A 13,571-nucleotide genomic window follows, 5' to 3' on the forward strand; every position below is an offset into this window, starting at 1 on the left:
GTACAGCGCAGCCCTCAAGAGCTGCGCGGTCCCTGTGAATGCTAACGCTTCTTGCCCCCGAGCAATGACCCCATCAACCCCCGCACCAGCTGGCGCCCCAACTGGTTGGCCGCCTGACGCACCGCCGACTTGATCGCCTGCCCCGCCGCGCTCTGCAAGAAATCCCCGGCCTTGTCGACCAGGCTGTCATCATCCGCCTTGGGCGCCGGCACGGGCTCTACCGGCTCGCCTTTGCGCCGGGCCAGCATTTCGTACGCCGACTCCCGGTCAATAGGCTTGTCATAGCGCCCCGCCAACGGTGACCCTGTTATCAGCGCACTACGCTCGGCCACACCCAACGGCCCGATTCGCGATTGCGGCGGCGCAATCAACACCCGCTGAACCATCGCCGGCGTACCCCTTTCTTCAAGCGTACCCACCAGAGCCTCGCCAATCCCCAGCTCGGTCAGCACTGCCAGAGTGTCGAATGCCGGGTTCGGGCGAAAGCCGTCTGCCACGGCCCGCAGCGATTTTTGCTCTTTGGCGGTAAAGGCCCTTAGCCCATGCTGTATGCGCAACCCCAATTGGGCCAGAACGCTGTCGGGCAGATCGCCCGGCGACTGGGTGACAAAGAATACCCCCACGCCCTTGGAGCGAATGAGCCGAACCACCTGTTCCAAGCGATCCTGCAGAGCTTTCGGGGTACCGTTGAACAGTAGGTGCGCTTCGTCGAAAAACAGCGCAAGCACCGGCTTGTCGGCGTCGCCTCGCTCCGGCAATTGCTCGAACAGCTCGGCCAGCAGCCACAGCAGGAAGGTGGCGTATACCTTCGGGGCCTCATGCACCAACCGGCTGGCATCGAGCAGATGAATTCGCCCACGACCATCAGCGTCCGTGCGCAATAGGTCCTCAAGTTGCAATGCCGGCTCACCGAACAGCGCCTCGGCACCCTGTTGCTCCAGCGTTGCCAAACGCCGCAACAATGCCTGGGTCGAGGCCGTGGTCATCAGCGCACTGTCTTCGCCCAGCAACTGGGGATTGTCTTTAAGGTGGGCCAGCAGCGCCTTGAGGTCCTTGAGGTCGAGCAGCAGCAACCCGTCACGGTCAGCCACCTTGAATGCGGCATACAACGCAGCCTGCTGGCTGTCGGTCAGCTCAAGCAGATTGCCGAGCAACAGCGGCCCCATCTCACTGAGGGTGGTGCGCAGCGGGTGGCCGGACTGCCCGGCGATATCCCACAGGCTCAGCGGGTAGGCCTGCGCCTTGTAACCCAGCCAAGGCATGCCGGCAATGCGCTCGGCCACCTTGCCCTGGGGCGCACCCGCCGCACCGACACCGCACAGGTCACCTTTGACATCGGCGGCGAACACTGCCACACCAGCATCACTGAACACCTCCGCCAGGTGTTGCAAGGTCACGGTCTTGCCGGTACCGGTGGCACCGGCAACCAGGCCATGGCGGTTAGCCAGGCGCATGGCTTGAGTCACAGGCTGGCCATCCGGGCCAGCGCCTACAACTATGGTCGAAGTTTCCGACATCTTTTTAATCCTCTGCTCAAGCTTGCCCACCCACCAGCCGATAGCTCTGGATGATATTCGCCTTTGAAGACAGAACACCCCTGAAAGGACTTTCGGGATGTTGCACTGTTTTAAGCGGTACTCGTGCGAACGCCCGATAAAAACCTTAGCGGAACCGATCACGCCATGAACAAAAGCCTTCGTTTCAGCCACAAGATTCTTTTGGCCGCATCACTGATCGTGATACTCGCCTTCAGCCTGTTCACCCTCTACAACGACTATCTCCAGCGTAATGCCATCCGTGAAAACCTGGAGAATTATCTGGCTGAAATGGGCACATCCACTTCGAACAACATTCGCAACCTGTTCGAAGGCCGTATAAAACTGGTTGAAAACCTGGCGCAGAACATCGCCCAGCAACCTGCCAGCGCAGAAACGCTGATGGGCCAGAGCGCCCTGACGTCAAGCTTCCTGACCGTCTACCTGGGCAAGGTCGACGGTGGCTTCAGCGTGCGACCCGACTCGAAGATGCCTGATGGCTACGACCCACGCACCCGCCCCTGGTACAAGGATGGCATGAGCGCCCCGGGCGCCATCCTCACCGAGCCCTACATCGACATGACCACCAACCAGATGGTCATCGGCATCCTCAGCAAAGTGTCCGCGAGTGTCGGCGTAGTCGGTGGCGACCTGGCCCTGGACGGCCTGGTGCAGATCATCAACTCGCTGAACTTCGGCGGCATGGGCTATGCCTTCCTGGTCAACGACCAAGGCAAGATTCTGGTGCACCCGGACAAGGCACTGGTCATGAAATCGCTGTCGGACCTGTTCCCGCAGCACACGCCGAAACTAACCGGCGAGCTCACCGAAATCGAGGCCGATGGCCAGACCCGCCTGCTGACCTTCACCCCGATCAAGGGCCTGCCATCGGCCAACTGGTACATCGGCCTGTCGGTGGACAAGGACAAAGCCTTTGCCATGCTCAGCAACTTCCGTACGTCGGCCGTGATCGCCACGGCGGTGGCGGTCGTGATCATCATTGGCTTGCTGGGCCTGCTGATCCGCGTGCTGATGCAACCCTTGCTCACCATGACCCGCGCCATGGAAGACATCGCCGAAGGTGAAGGCGACCTGACCAAACGCCTGAAAATCCACAACCATGATGAGTTCGGCATCCTCGGCACCGCCTTCAACCGCTTCGTCGAGCGCATCCACGGCTCGATCCGCGAGGTGTCCTCGGCCACCGAGCAGGTCAACGAAGTGGCCCTGCGCGTGATCAGCGCCTCCAACTCGTCGATGACCAACTCGGACGAGCAGTCCAACCGCACCAACAGCGTTGCCGCGGCCATCAACGAACTGGGTGCCGCCGCCCAGGAAATCGCCGGCAATGCCGCCCAGGCTTCGCAACATGCAAGCTCTGCACGCCTGTTGGCCGAAGAGGGCCAGCAAGTCGTGACGCGCAATATCGAGGCGATGAATCGCCTGTCGGACCTGATCGTCACCTCCAGCGCGCACATCGAAACGCTCAACAGCAAGACGGTGAACATCGGCCAGATCCTTGAGGTGATCACCAGTATTTCCCAACAGACCAACCTGCTGGCGCTGAACGCCGCCATCGAAGCCGCACGGGCTGGAGAAGCCGGGCGTGGTTTTGCCGTGGTCGCCGACGAAGTACGCAACCTGGCGCACCGTACCCAGGAGTCGGCGCAACAGGTACAGGCGATGATCGAGGAGCTGCAGGTCGGTGCCCGCGAGTCGGTCGATACCATGGGCCAGAGCCAGCGCCACAGCCAGGACAGCATGGCGATCGCCAACCAGGCCGGTGAGCGCCTGGACAGCGTCACCGTGCGCATCGGTGAAATCGACGGCATGAACCAGTCGGTGGCCACTGCAACCGAGGAGCAGACAGCCGTGGTCGACTCGATCAACATGGACATCAATGAGATCAACATGCTCAACCAGGAAGGGGTCGAGAACCTGCAGGCCACCCTGCGGGCGTGCTCGGACCTGGAGCAGCAGGCCTCCCGCCTCAAGCACCTGGTAGGCAGCTTCCGCATCTAGCGCCAAGCGGCAAGCTGCAAGCTGCAAGTAAAAGTGGATTTGGCGCCGCCTCTTGCTTGCAGCTCCCACCCAACCCAACCGAACAAACTATCCTTCAGGTAGGTCAACCTTAGGCGCGTCATCCCCGGCCTGTTACAGCCCGATGACGGACCAAAAGTCGATCCCGGAGGGATGCTGATCGTGCACATCGCTGACATCACCATGTTCTACGCCCCGGCCAGCGGCGGCGTACGCACTTATCTTGATGCCAAACACCACCGTCTCGACGCCATTGACGGCGTACGCCACAGCCTGTTGATTCCCGGAGCCAGCGCTCGCCAGGAAGACGGCATCTATCAAGTTCCGGCTCCGCCCCTGCCCTTCGGCAAAGGCTACCGCTTCCCAGTGCGGCTGGCCCCCTGGTGCAATGTGCTGCGCGGCCTCAAGCCCGACCTCATCGAGGTGGGTGACCCCTACCTGACCGCCTGGGCGGCCCTCGAGGCGCGGCGTCAGCTGGATGTACCCGTGATCGGTTTCTATCACTCCGACTTGCCGCTGCTGGTCAGCAACCGCATGGGCAACTGGTTCATGCCAAATGTAGAAGCCTATGTCAGCAAGCTGTACGGCAATTTCGACCGAGTGCTGGCGCCCAGCCAGGTGATGGCCGACAAGCTTCGCCGCCTGGGTGTGCGCGATGTCCATGTGCAGCGCCTGGGCGTCGATCTGGCCACGTTCAACCCGCAACACCGTGACCCGCAACTGCGCGCCGAACTGGGCATACCCGATACCAGTCGCCTGCTGGTCTTCGCTGGCCGTGGCTCGCGGGAAAAAAACCTGCCCGTACTGCTCGATTGCATACAGCGTCTTGGCCGCCCTTACCACCTGTTGCTGGTGGGCTCGAACATGCCAGCCAACGTCCCTGACAACGTCAGCGTGATCAATCGATTCTGCGCGCCGCAGGACGTCGCCAGGCTGGTGGCCAGCGCCGACCTGTTGGTGCATGCCGGCGACCAGGAAACCTTCGGCCTGGTCATCCTTGAAGCAATGGCCAGCGCCACTCCCGTGGTGGCCGTGCACGCCGGGGCCTTCGGCGAGATCGTCAATGAGCAGTGCGGGCGCCTGTGCCGGGCAAACGATGGGCAGGCCATGGCCACTGCAGTGCGTGAGGTGTTCGAAGCCGGCGTGCGCAAGCTCGGGGCCCAGGCCCGCAGCCACGTTGAGCAACATTATTCGTGGGACAATGTCGTCGCCGGCCTGCTGCAGCACTATCAAGCGGTGCTTGGCCATCAACCACAGGTACGCGCCCATGCTTGAGGCCAGCACCGCGCCGGGCAGCCTGATGCTCGTGCTGCACGATATCGCGCCTGAGACCTGGCCGGACTACCAGCCCTTCGTTCAGGCGGTCGACGAAATGGGCCATGTGCCCATGACCTGGCTGGTAGTGCCGAACTTCCATCACCGCAACCCGCTGGCAGGCTCCCCAGCATTCTGCCGCCTGCTCGAACGGCGCCTGGCGCGTGGCGATGAACTGGCGTTGCATGGCTTGTATCACGCCGACGATGGGCCATCGCCAAGCAGCCTGCGTGAGTACTTCATGCGCCGCCTGTACACCCATGAAGGTGAATTCTATGCCTTGAACCAGGCGCAGGCCATGCAACGCCTGGAGGCCGGCCTTGAAGTCTTCGCCCGGCAAGACTGGCCCGTCGCAGGCTTCGTCGCCCCGGCCTGGCTGATGAGCCAAGGCACCCGCCAGGCCCTGAGCCAACTGCCGTTGCGCTACACCAGCACACCACAGCACCTGTATCGCTTGCCGGACTTCACTGCGTTCAATGCCCCCGGCCTGGTCTGGAGTGCCCGCAGCACCTGGCGCCGCAGCGTGTCGCGAGTGGTCTGTGACTGGCAATGCAGGCGCTGGCGCAACGCGCAAACCCTGCGCCTTGGGCTGCATCCGGTGGACATGCGCCACCGCTCCTCACGAGATTACTGGCTGCGAACGCTGGACAAGCTGCTGATGCAAGGCCGCGCCCCCCTGACCAAGTCGGCCTGGCTACAGCGCCAGGCAAACGGATGAACCGTCTGGGCTGGCTGGCCATGGCTTTGGTGACGGCCATGGTGATACCGGCCCTGCTGGGGGGAAGCGAACTGCTGCCCCGGCTCAAGGCCTTCGACCCCGGCTTGATGCTGACCCTGCTGGGCATGATCCTGCTGTGCTGGGTGATCAATGCCGTGCGGCTGCGCCTGCTGCTTGGCCAGCAGGGAGCAAAGCTTGGGCACGTACGCAGCCTCGGCGTGGTGATGGCCACCGAATTCGCCATTTGCACCACCCCAGGCGGCAGTGGTGGGCCGCTGACACTCATGGCGCTGCTGGCCCGCGACCGTATCGGCCCGGCACGCAGCGGTGCGGTGTTTGCCATGGACCAGTTGAACGACCTGCTGTTCTTCTTCTGTGCCATGTTGGCAATAGCCGGTTACGCACTGTTCCACAGCCTTGGCCGCAGCCAGCAGAGCATGTTGCTGGGCAGCGCGCTGTTGCTGTGCTCGGCACTGGCGGCAATAGTGGCGCTGCTACGTTACCGACGGACGGTGATGCGCCTCAACGGGCGGCTTTTGCAGCGCATGGGGATGGCGCCGGCGCGCAAACGGCGCTGGGCACGCAAGCTGTTGCATTTCATCGATGCCTTGGCGCAGACCTGGCAGCTTCCCAAAAGCACGTTGGTGCTTGTGTTCACCCTCACCTGCGCGCACTGGAGCCTGCGCTACAGCGTGCTGTACCTGGTGTTGCAAGGCTTGGGCGTGGAGTTGTCGTGGATCCCGAGTTTTCTGGTGCAGATGCTCTCGCTCAGTGCCGGGCAATTCAGCCTGCTGCCGGGCGGAGCCGGGGCCGCCGAGCTGACATCGGCAAGCCTGTTGACGCCTCTGGTGGGCAGCTCCACCGCTGCCGCAGCGATCCTGATCTGGCGTGCGGTCACTTACTATTTTTACCTGCTGGCCGGGGGGCCGGTGTTCGTCTGCCTGCTGGCGCGCCCGCTACTGGAGCGCTGGCGGCGTCAGGCGGGTTGAGCTGGCGCCAGAGCTCGGCGGCACCGGGAAAATCGGTGCCGTCCTGTTCGCTCAGGGCATCGGGGTCATAGCGGGCAAGGCAGCCTTCACCAAGGGTGGGCGGTGCTGATGCGGTGGGTTTGTTGCGTGAGCTTGTCATGTTGCATCCCCTGCATAGCTGGGGCCGCGTTGCAGCCCCAAAGCCCGTATCAGTCGAACACGACAGTCTTGTTGCCGTGCACCAGCACGCGGTCTTCCAAGTGATAGCGCAGGCCACGGGCAAGCACCATCTTCTCGACGTCGCGGCCGAAGCGGACCATGTCCTCGATGCTGTCGGCATGGCTCACACGTACCACGTCCTGCTCGATGATCGGGCCTGCGTCCAGCTCTTCAGTCACGTAGTGGCAAGTAGCACCGATCAGCTTCACCCCACGCAGGGCGGCCTGGTGGTAAGGCTTGGCACCGACGAACGACGGCAGGAAGCTGTGGTGGATGTTGATGACTTTTTCGGCGTAATCCTGGCACAACTGCGGTGGCAGGATTTGCATGTAACGCGCCAGCACCACCACATCGGCCGCATGTTCCTGAACCAGGCGCGACACTTCAGCAAACGCAGGCGCCTTGTCTTTCGGGTCGACCGGTACATGGAAGAACGGGATGCCGTGCCACTCGACCATGCTGCGCAGATCGTTGTGGTTGGAAATCACGCAGGGGATCTCGCAATCCAGTTCATCGGTGTGCCAGCGGTGCAACAGGTCAGCCAGGCAGTGGGATTCGCGGCTCGCCATCAGCACCACGCGCTTTTTCTGAGCCGAGTCAGTAATGCGCCAGGCCATGGAAAACTCTTCGGCGATCGGCGAGAAGGCTTCACGGAAGGCCTCGATACCAAATGGCAGCGATTCGGCGCGGATTTCATGGCGCATGAAGAACCAGCCACTCTGCTCATCGGAGTGGTGGCTCGCTTCGTTGATCCAGCCATTGTACAAAGCCAGGAAATTACTGACTTTCGCCACGATACCAACACGGTCGGGGCAAGCGATCACCAGACGATAGGTGCGCATGAATAAGACTCCAGAACTTCGCAAAGGCGCTCATTCTAGCGGCCCGCCCGGAAAAACGCAGTAATCATTGCACCACACCGCCGCCCGCCTCCTCGCTTACACGCAAGCTGCGGCACGCTGCAACAGCGTGGGTGAAACATGACGAATTGCCGGGCCTTATGTAAATATTTTTTTAACCTTGAGATATTTTGTCACAGCGACATAAACAGTTGAGGAACTGATTAATAGGTTTACTTGAGAGTTTCGCCTGTCTATTATTGCTCCACACATTTCCGAACACGCATTAAGGAACACTCCATGTCCCTGATCAACGAATACCGCGCCACCGAAGAAGCCATCAAGGAACTTCAGGCCCGCCTGGCCAACCTGTCGCAGGATGACAAGCTGAAAAAAGAACTGGAGTTCGAAGGCAAACTGCGCACCCTGATGGGCGAATACTCCAAATCGCTGCGCGACGTCATTGCCCTGCTCGACCCGGAGTCGAAACTGAGCAAAGGGCCACGTGGCGCCGTCAAGACCACCGCCACCAAACGTGCGCGCAAGGTCAAGCAATACAAAAACCCGCACAATGGTGAAGTGATCGAAACCAAAGGCGGCAACCACAAAACCCTGAAAGAGTGGAAAGCCAAATGGGGTGGCGATGTGGTTGAAAGCTGGGCGACCCTGCTGGACTGATTGTCCGCTCGATCGCTGTACTGCTAAAAACAAAAACGCCGGCACGATGCCGGCGTTTTTGTTTGCTTGTATAAAACCACTCAAACACTGATGGCAAACTGCTCCGCCAGTTGTCGGGCATGCGCCTGCCAGGCATCCAGCACCTGACGCCCGGCCTCGTCCGCGTTGGCCCAGGCGCTTTGGCGCGCCTGCTCGAAGTCACCCAGCGTGTTGGGTGCCCCCCAATGCGGATCGCTCAGCCGCTGCTGGCAGAAACCATACCAGCGTTGCCGCTCTTCGCTATTCAAGGTTTCCGGGAAGTTGCGCGCCCGATACCGGAACAACAACTCAGGCATGCGCGGGTCATCGAACATCCAGTGGCCTTGCCCCAACTGTGCAGGGTCCAGCGTTCTTACTTGTTCGCACAGCCGGCGGTCGCGGTCGCCGAGAAACCCTTCATACAATTGCTGTTCCGGATCGTCACTCGGAACAAAGTCGTCCTTGCCGTAAATGTGTTCCAGCTTGTGTTGCCAAGCATTCTGTTGATTGGCCAACTCTTCAGCGCGTGATTGCACGAGCGCCAAATCGATACCGAGCCGTTGCTGATCGGGCGCGCGCAATACCGAGAGCGGCGCCACTACCGGGCAGCGATTGATCTGCACCAACTTCAGCGGTATGGGTAATTGTCCGTCAGACAATTCCTCACGACGCGTGTACAAGCGTTCACGAAGCACCTCGGCACTTTCCCTTAATAAGGGTAGGGTTTCCTGTTGCAGGTCGCACACAATCAGCGCGTTGCGATTACGTGGGTGCCAGGCCAAAGGCAAGACCACCCCCAGATAATTGCGCGCCGCCGAGAACCGCCCCGATATATGCACCAACGGCTGCAGCAGACGGATTTGCTCCATCACTTTGTGCTTGCTGCGCAACTGGAACAGCCACTCATACAACTTGGGTTGCTTGTGCCGGATCAGACGCGCCAGTGCGATGGTGGCCCGCACGTCGGAAAGTGCCTCGTGTGCATGCCCATGCTCGATGCCATTGGCCTTGCTGAGCAGTTCAAGACGCAGGCTGGTGCGCCCGTGCTGTTGCGGCCAGACGATGCCTTCAGGGCGAAGGGCATAAGCAGTGCGTACCACATCGATCAAGTCCCAGCGGCTATTGCCGCCCTGCCACTCCCGGGCATAGGGGTCGAAGAAGTTGCGGTACAGGCTGTAGCGGGTAACCTCGTCGTCGAAGCGCAAGGTGTTGTAACCGGCGCCGCAGGTCCCCGGGAGGGCCAGTTGCGCGTGCACCCGCGTCATGAACTCGGCTTCGCACAGGCCTTGGCTGGCCAGTTGCTGGGGGGTGATACCCGTCACCAGGCAGGCCGCCGGGTGCGGCAGGATATCGTCGCTGGGGCGGCAATAAAGACTGATCGGCTCGTCGATCTCATTGAGCTCGAAGTCGGTGCGCACTCCGGCCACCTGCAACGGCCTGTCGCAGCGCGGGTTGATACCGGTGGTTTCGTAGTCGTGCCAGAAAATGCTAGAGGTCACGGGGACGTCCTGATCAAAGGTCGCCCCGATTCTAGCGGACATGGCCTCAGACGGAAGCGTTGGCCGGGTGGAAACTGAAATAGTCGCGCAACGAGCGCACGAATTCGTCGTATTCGCGTGGTGCCTGCAGCAGCATGAAGCCCGAATCGTAATGGCCAGGCGTCTGGTCCTCACGGCACCACAGGCAACTGGCGGTCAGGTTGATGAACTGAAAGCCACCACCGGGCAGCGGCAGGCGCAACTGCAACTCGAAATCCGGCCCCACCAGCACCGGTAACTGGCTGATCAACATCAAGCCATCTTCCGAGGCATTGCCCAGCTGCCCGATCGGCTGATCGGTAAAGCGGTTGAAGACCCTCAGTACACAAGGTAACTGATGGCGTTCGATATGACGCTGATTGAACATGGTCACAATTGCAGTCCGTACCCGATGCCAGGAATACGAGGTACTGGCGGTTGTTGTAACAAGTGAGTTACAGGTTAACGCAGCGCACGCGGCAAATCCCGTGAAATAAACGATACCTTGGTGTTAACGCCAAGGAGAGGTATTCACCGGGCTGGCCATCGCACCCTCGCCAGCGCGGTAGTGGCCCAGCTTCTCCAGAGTCTGCAGTCGCGCCTTGGCCCGGTAGGCGTACTCGTTGCGCGGATACTGCTGGATCAGGTATTCGTAGGTTTGTGCTGCGTCCACGAAAAGCTTCTGGCGCTCCAGGCACTGACCCCGCAGCAACGACACTTCCGGATGGATGAACGGCCGCGCGCGGCTGGTACGGTCGACCTGCGACAGCTCGAGCATGACCCGCTGGCAATCGCCTCGGTCGTACGCACGATAGGCGTTGTTCAGATGGTGGTCCATGGACCAGCGGGTACAGCCGACGGCGCTGGCCGCCAGGGCAAAAACGATCAGGGCTCGCATGGGGATCTCCTTTAATAAAGAGTATATCGGCGTGCCGGTATATTTCTTCAGCTTGCAACTTGCAACTTGCAGCTTGCAGCTGCCCTATCGTACCCGCCTGCAGGTAGTGCAACGGAACAATGACTACAGGGCGATTCAGGAGTAGCCTTTCGCTGCGCTTCACTATAGGAGTCTGTGCATGACCATCCGCCGTACCAAAATCGTCGCCACCCTCGGCCCCGCCAGCAATTCGCCGCAAGTGATCGAACAACTGATCCTCGCCGGCCTGGACGTGGCACGCCTGAACTTTTCCCACGGCACCCCGGACGAGCACAAGGCGCGCGCCCGCCTGATCCGTGAAATCGCTGCCAAGAACGGCCGCCATGTCGCATTGCTGGGCGACCTGCAGGGTCCGAAGATCCGCATCGCCAAGTTCAGCAACAAGCGCATCGAACTGAAGATCGGTGACAAGTTCACCTTCTCCACCGCCCACCCGCTGACCGAAGGCAACCAGGACATCGTCGGTATCGACTATCCCGACCTGGTCAAGGACTGCGGCGTTGGTGACGAACTGCTGCTCGACGACGGCCGTGTGGTCATGCGCGTCGAGACCGCTACCGCGGATGCACTGCACTGCGTGGTGATCATCGGTGGCCCCCTGTCGGACCACAAAGGCATCAACCGCAAAGGTGGCGGCCTGACCGCGCCGGCCCTGACCGAAAAAGACAAGGCCGACATCAAGCTGGCCGCGGAAATGGACCTGGACTACCTGGCCGTGTCCTTCCCGCGTGACGCCAGCGACATGGAATATGCCCGCAAGCTGCGCGACGAGTCCGGCGGCAGCGCCTGGCTGGTGGCCAAGATCGAGCGTGCCGAAGCCGTTGCCGACGACGAAACCCTCGACAAGCTGATCGCCGCCTCCGATGCCGTGATGGTTGCCCGTGGCGACCTGGGCGTGGAAATCGGCGACGCCGAGCTGATCGCCATCCAAAAGAAGATCATCCAGCACGCACGCCGCAACAACAAGGCGGTGATCGTGGCGACCCAGATGATGGAGTCGATGATCCAGAACCCGATGCCGACCCGCGCCGAAGTGTCCGACGTGGCCAACGCCGTGCTGGACAACACCGATGCGGTGATGCTGTCGGCCGAAAGCGCCGCCGGTTCCTACCCGATCGAAGCGGTACAGGCCATGGCGCGCATCTGCCTGGGCGCTGAAAAGCACCCGACCAGCCAGAAGTCCAGCCACCGTCTGCACACCACCTTCGAGCGCTGCGACGAGAGCATCGCCCTGGCGGCGATGTACACTGCCAACCACTTCCCCGGCGTCAAGGCGATCATCGCCCTCACCGAAAGTGGCTACACCCCGCTGATCATGTCGCGCCTGCGCTCGCACGTACCGATCTACGCACTGTCGCCGCACCGCGCTACCCAGGCACGCGCGTCGATGTTCCGCGGCGTCTATCCGATCGCGTTCGACCCGGCTTCGCTGCCGGCCGACAAGGTCAGCCAGGCGGCAGTCGACGAACTGCTCAAGCGTGGCCTGGTGGAGCAAGGCGACTGGGTGATCCTGACCAAGGGCGACAGCTACCACACCATCGGTGGTACCAACGGCATGAAGATCCTGCATGTCGGTGATCCGCTGGTCGGCTGATCTGCCTCAACCGGCGCCGCTCTGCGGCGCCGGTTCAATCACTGCACACCGTCTTCAGGCATGCTCGACGAACACATCGGCAAATACCTGATTCCTCGGTACCCCCGCAATGAACAGCCGCCGCGCGAAACGCTCTACACTTCCCGGCGAGCCACACACCAACGCGATAGTCTGCCGCGATGATGGCCGCAATGTCGCCAGCGCTGCATCCAGCTGATCCGCCAGTACCCGCTCGACAATCACGCCTTCGATCTGCATCAACGGCTCAGCCAGGTAATGCCCGGCGTCATCATGCGCCACATGCATCACCCTGATCTCCCCCCGATGCCCCTGCCGCACCGCCTCGCGCAAGATGCCCCACAATGGCGCAAGCCCGGTACCTGCTGCCAGCAACCATAGCGCCCGCCCCTGCCAGTCCAGGTCGTAATGCAGCGCCCCACCGCGCAGTTCCCCCAGGCGCAGCGTATCGCCAACTTGCAAACCACGGGCCTTGTCGCAAAAGGCGCCCGGGCGCTGGCAGTCGATATGGAACTCAAGGAAGTCATCTTCGCCCGGCAGGCTTGCCAATGAATAGGGCCGGGCCACCGCACCGTTCCACAGCACCACATGCTGACCGGCCTGATAACGCAATGCCCGCTCCGGCCGCAGGCGCAAGCGCAGCACATCACCGAACCAGTCCAGCGCACAGACCTGTGCAGAGATGCCGTCCTGCAGGGGGTCGAACACCGCTACGCGCAGGTCGTCAATCACCCGGCACTGGCATGCCAACCGCCAGCCCTGTGCGTGTTTTTCCAGCGCCAGGGCCTCGGGCCGTGCATCGGCGGGTTGCCCGTCCAGGCAATGCACCAGGCAGGCGTGACAGCTACCTGCACGGCAGCTGTAAGGCACATTCAGCCCCGCGTCGTTCAGGGCATCGAGCAGATTGCTGCCGGTGGGCACCGTCCAGCGGCGCTCGCCGACACAGAGTTCAGGCATGGTCATCACTTCTCCGGCTATACATCGCCACTCTAAGGCAAGCCGGCATCGGCAGCAAAAAGGATGCCCGTCGCCTGCAGACCATGGTCCAGACCACACGCAGGTGTTTCGCAGGCACAGGCGCGCTATACTGCCGCGCCTTTTTGCGTCGGCCTGACCTGTCGACGCCTTGCCAGGCGTTTCGACACGCAGGTGTGCAGTGTCGGAAGGCCTTTACGA

At 61.6% G+C, this 13,571-nt stretch carries 12 protein-coding genes and 1 pseudogene; 7 read left to right on the top strand and 6 right to left on the bottom strand.

Features of this window, described 5'->3' with window-relative positions; translation table 11 throughout:
* Positions 1 to 41 precede the first annotated feature (41 nt).
* Complete coding sequence (locus tag NGJ21_RS07390; protein WP_196997549.1) at positions 42 to 1,517, bottom strand: helicase HerA-like domain-containing protein; 1,476 nt, start codon at positions 1,515 to 1,517, stop codon at positions 42 to 44.
* A 165-nt stretch (positions 1,518 to 1,682) separates the two neighbouring features.
* Here NGJ21_RS07390 and NGJ21_RS26035 point away from each other — a divergent pair.
* The 5 genes and pseudogenes from NGJ21_RS26035 to gpgF form a co-directional block, all read left to right on the top strand.
* A pseudogene (locus NGJ21_RS26035) lies at positions 1,683 to 2,699 on the top strand (HAMP domain-containing protein); the annotation flags it as partial.
* 93 nt (positions 2,700 to 2,792) lie between these two features.
* On the top strand, positions 2,793 to 3,557 hold the full coding sequence (locus tag NGJ21_RS26040) for a methyl-accepting chemotaxis protein (protein WP_371316836.1): 765 nt from the start codon (positions 2,793 to 2,795) through the stop codon (positions 3,555 to 3,557).
* 171 nt (positions 3,558 to 3,728) lie between these two features.
* Positions 3,729 to 4,850: an N-acetylglucosaminyl phosphatidylglycerol synthase gene (gene gpgS, locus NGJ21_RS07400; RefSeq protein ID WP_046784903.1), complete on the top strand. Its 1,122-nt coding sequence runs from the start codon at positions 3,729 to 3,731 to the stop codon at positions 4,848 to 4,850.
* Positions 4,843 to 5,607 carry an N-acetylglucosaminyl phosphatidylglycerol deacetylase gene (gpgD, locus tag NGJ21_RS07405; protein WP_251961979.1) on the top strand — a complete coding sequence of 255 codons (765 nt, stop codon included), beginning with the start codon at positions 4,843 to 4,845 and terminating at the stop codon, positions 5,605 to 5,607. The genes gpgS and gpgD overlap by 8 nt, the downstream gene beginning before the upstream one ends.
* Entirely contained in the window at positions 5,604 to 6,596 is a 993-nt protein-coding gene (gpgF, locus tag NGJ21_RS07410; RefSeq protein ID WP_046784901.1) for a glucosaminyl phosphatidylglycerol flippase, read from the top strand. Before gpgD ends, gpgF begins: the two co-directional genes overlap by 4 nt.
* A 188-nt stretch (positions 6,597 to 6,784) precedes the next feature.
* On the opposite strand, the gene purU is transcribed toward gpgF, so the two are convergent.
* Positions 6,785 to 7,636, bottom strand: coding sequence for a formyltetrahydrofolate deformylase (gene purU / locus NGJ21_RS07420; RefSeq protein ID WP_012312928.1), 852 nt, complete (start codon positions 7,634 to 7,636; stop codon positions 6,785 to 6,787).
* Positions 7,637 to 7,933: 297 nt separating this feature from the next.
* Here purU and mvaT point away from each other — a divergent pair, with 297 nt between their 5' ends.
* Complete coding sequence (gene mvaT, locus NGJ21_RS07425; RefSeq protein ID WP_012312927.1) at positions 7,934 to 8,311, top strand: histone-like nucleoid-structuring protein MvaT; 378 nt, start codon at positions 7,934 to 7,936, stop codon at positions 8,309 to 8,311.
* Positions 8,312 to 8,391: 80 nt separating this feature from the next.
* Here the strand turns inward: mvaT and sbcB are convergent, their stop codons facing one another.
* From sbcB to NGJ21_RS07440, 3 genes are all read right to left on the bottom strand, one after another.
* Positions 8,392 to 9,828: an exodeoxyribonuclease I gene (gene sbcB / locus NGJ21_RS07430; protein WP_251961980.1), complete on the bottom strand. Its 1,437-nt coding sequence runs from the start codon at positions 9,826 to 9,828 to the stop codon at positions 8,392 to 8,394.
* A gap of 46 nt (positions 9,829 to 9,874) precedes the next feature.
* The gene (locus NGJ21_RS07435) at positions 9,875 to 10,234 is read right to left on the bottom strand and encodes a PilZ domain-containing protein (RefSeq protein WP_046784962.1); all 360 of its coding nucleotides are present in this window, start codon (positions 10,232 to 10,234) and stop codon (positions 9,875 to 9,877) included.
* A gap of 123 nt (positions 10,235 to 10,357) precedes the next feature.
* Positions 10,358 to 10,744, bottom strand: a complete 387-nt coding sequence (locus tag NGJ21_RS07440; protein ID WP_046784899.1) for a hypothetical protein — start codon at positions 10,742 to 10,744, stop codon at positions 10,358 to 10,360.
* Between the two features lie 178 nt (positions 10,745 to 10,922).
* Here NGJ21_RS07440 and pyk point away from each other — a divergent pair, with 178 nt between their 5' ends.
* Positions 10,923 to 12,377, top strand: a complete 1,455-nt coding sequence (gene pyk / locus NGJ21_RS07445; RefSeq protein WP_012312923.1) for a pyruvate kinase — start codon at positions 10,923 to 10,925, stop codon at positions 12,375 to 12,377.
* Between the two features lie 54 nt (positions 12,378 to 12,431).
* Here pyk and NGJ21_RS07450 read toward each other — a convergent pair whose 3' ends face one another.
* A complete protein-coding gene (locus tag NGJ21_RS07450) occupies positions 12,432 to 13,352 on the bottom strand; it encodes an iron-sulfur-binding ferredoxin reductase (RefSeq protein WP_251962016.1) in 921 nt (306 codons plus the stop codon).
* Positions 13,353 to 13,571 lie beyond the last annotated feature (219 nt).

The organism is Pseudomonas sp. Marseille-Q5299 (assembly GCF_943737035.1).
Lineage (GTDB): Bacteria > Pseudomonadota > Gammaproteobacteria > Pseudomonadales > Pseudomonadaceae > Aquipseudomonas > Aquipseudomonas putida_E.

Excerpts from the sequence above, each read along its gene's own strand:
- NGJ21_RS26040 (WP_371316836.1), top strand. The coding sequence starts at position 2,793 with ATGACCAACTCGGACGAGCAGTCCAACCGCACCAACAGCGTTGCCGCG.
- gpgF (WP_046784901.1), top strand. The coding sequence starts at position 5,604 with ATGAACCGTCTGGGCTGGCTGGCCATGGCTTTGGTGACGGCCATGGTG.
- NGJ21_RS07440 (WP_046784899.1), bottom strand. The coding sequence starts at position 10,744 with ATGCGAGCCCTGATCGTTTTTGCCCTGGCGGCCAGCGCCGTCGGCTGT.
- pyk (WP_012312923.1), top strand. The coding sequence starts at position 10,923 with ATGACCATCCGCCGTACCAAAATCGTCGCCACCCTCGGCCCCGCCAGC.
- NGJ21_RS07435 (WP_046784962.1), bottom strand. The coding sequence starts at position 10,234 with ATGTTCAATCAGCGTCATATCGAACGCCATCAGTTACCTTGTGTACTG.
- gpgD (WP_251961979.1), top strand. The coding sequence starts at position 4,843 with ATGCTTGAGGCCAGCACCGCGCCGGGCAGCCTGATGCTCGTGCTGCAC.
- mvaT (WP_012312927.1), top strand. The coding sequence starts at position 7,934 with ATGTCCCTGATCAACGAATACCGCGCCACCGAAGAAGCCATCAAGGAA.
- gpgS (WP_046784903.1), top strand. The coding sequence starts at position 3,729 with ATGCTGATCGTGCACATCGCTGACATCACCATGTTCTACGCCCCGGCC.
- NGJ21_RS07390 (WP_196997549.1), bottom strand. The coding sequence starts at position 1,517 with ATGTCGGAAACTTCGACCATAGTTGTAGGCGCTGGCCCGGATGGCCAG.
- purU (WP_012312928.1), bottom strand. The coding sequence starts at position 7,636 with ATGCGCACCTATCGTCTGGTGATCGCTTGCCCCGACCGTGTTGGTATC.
- NGJ21_RS07450 (WP_251962016.1), bottom strand. The coding sequence starts at position 13,352 with ATGCCTGAACTCTGTGTCGGCGAGCGCCGCTGGACGGTGCCCACCGGC.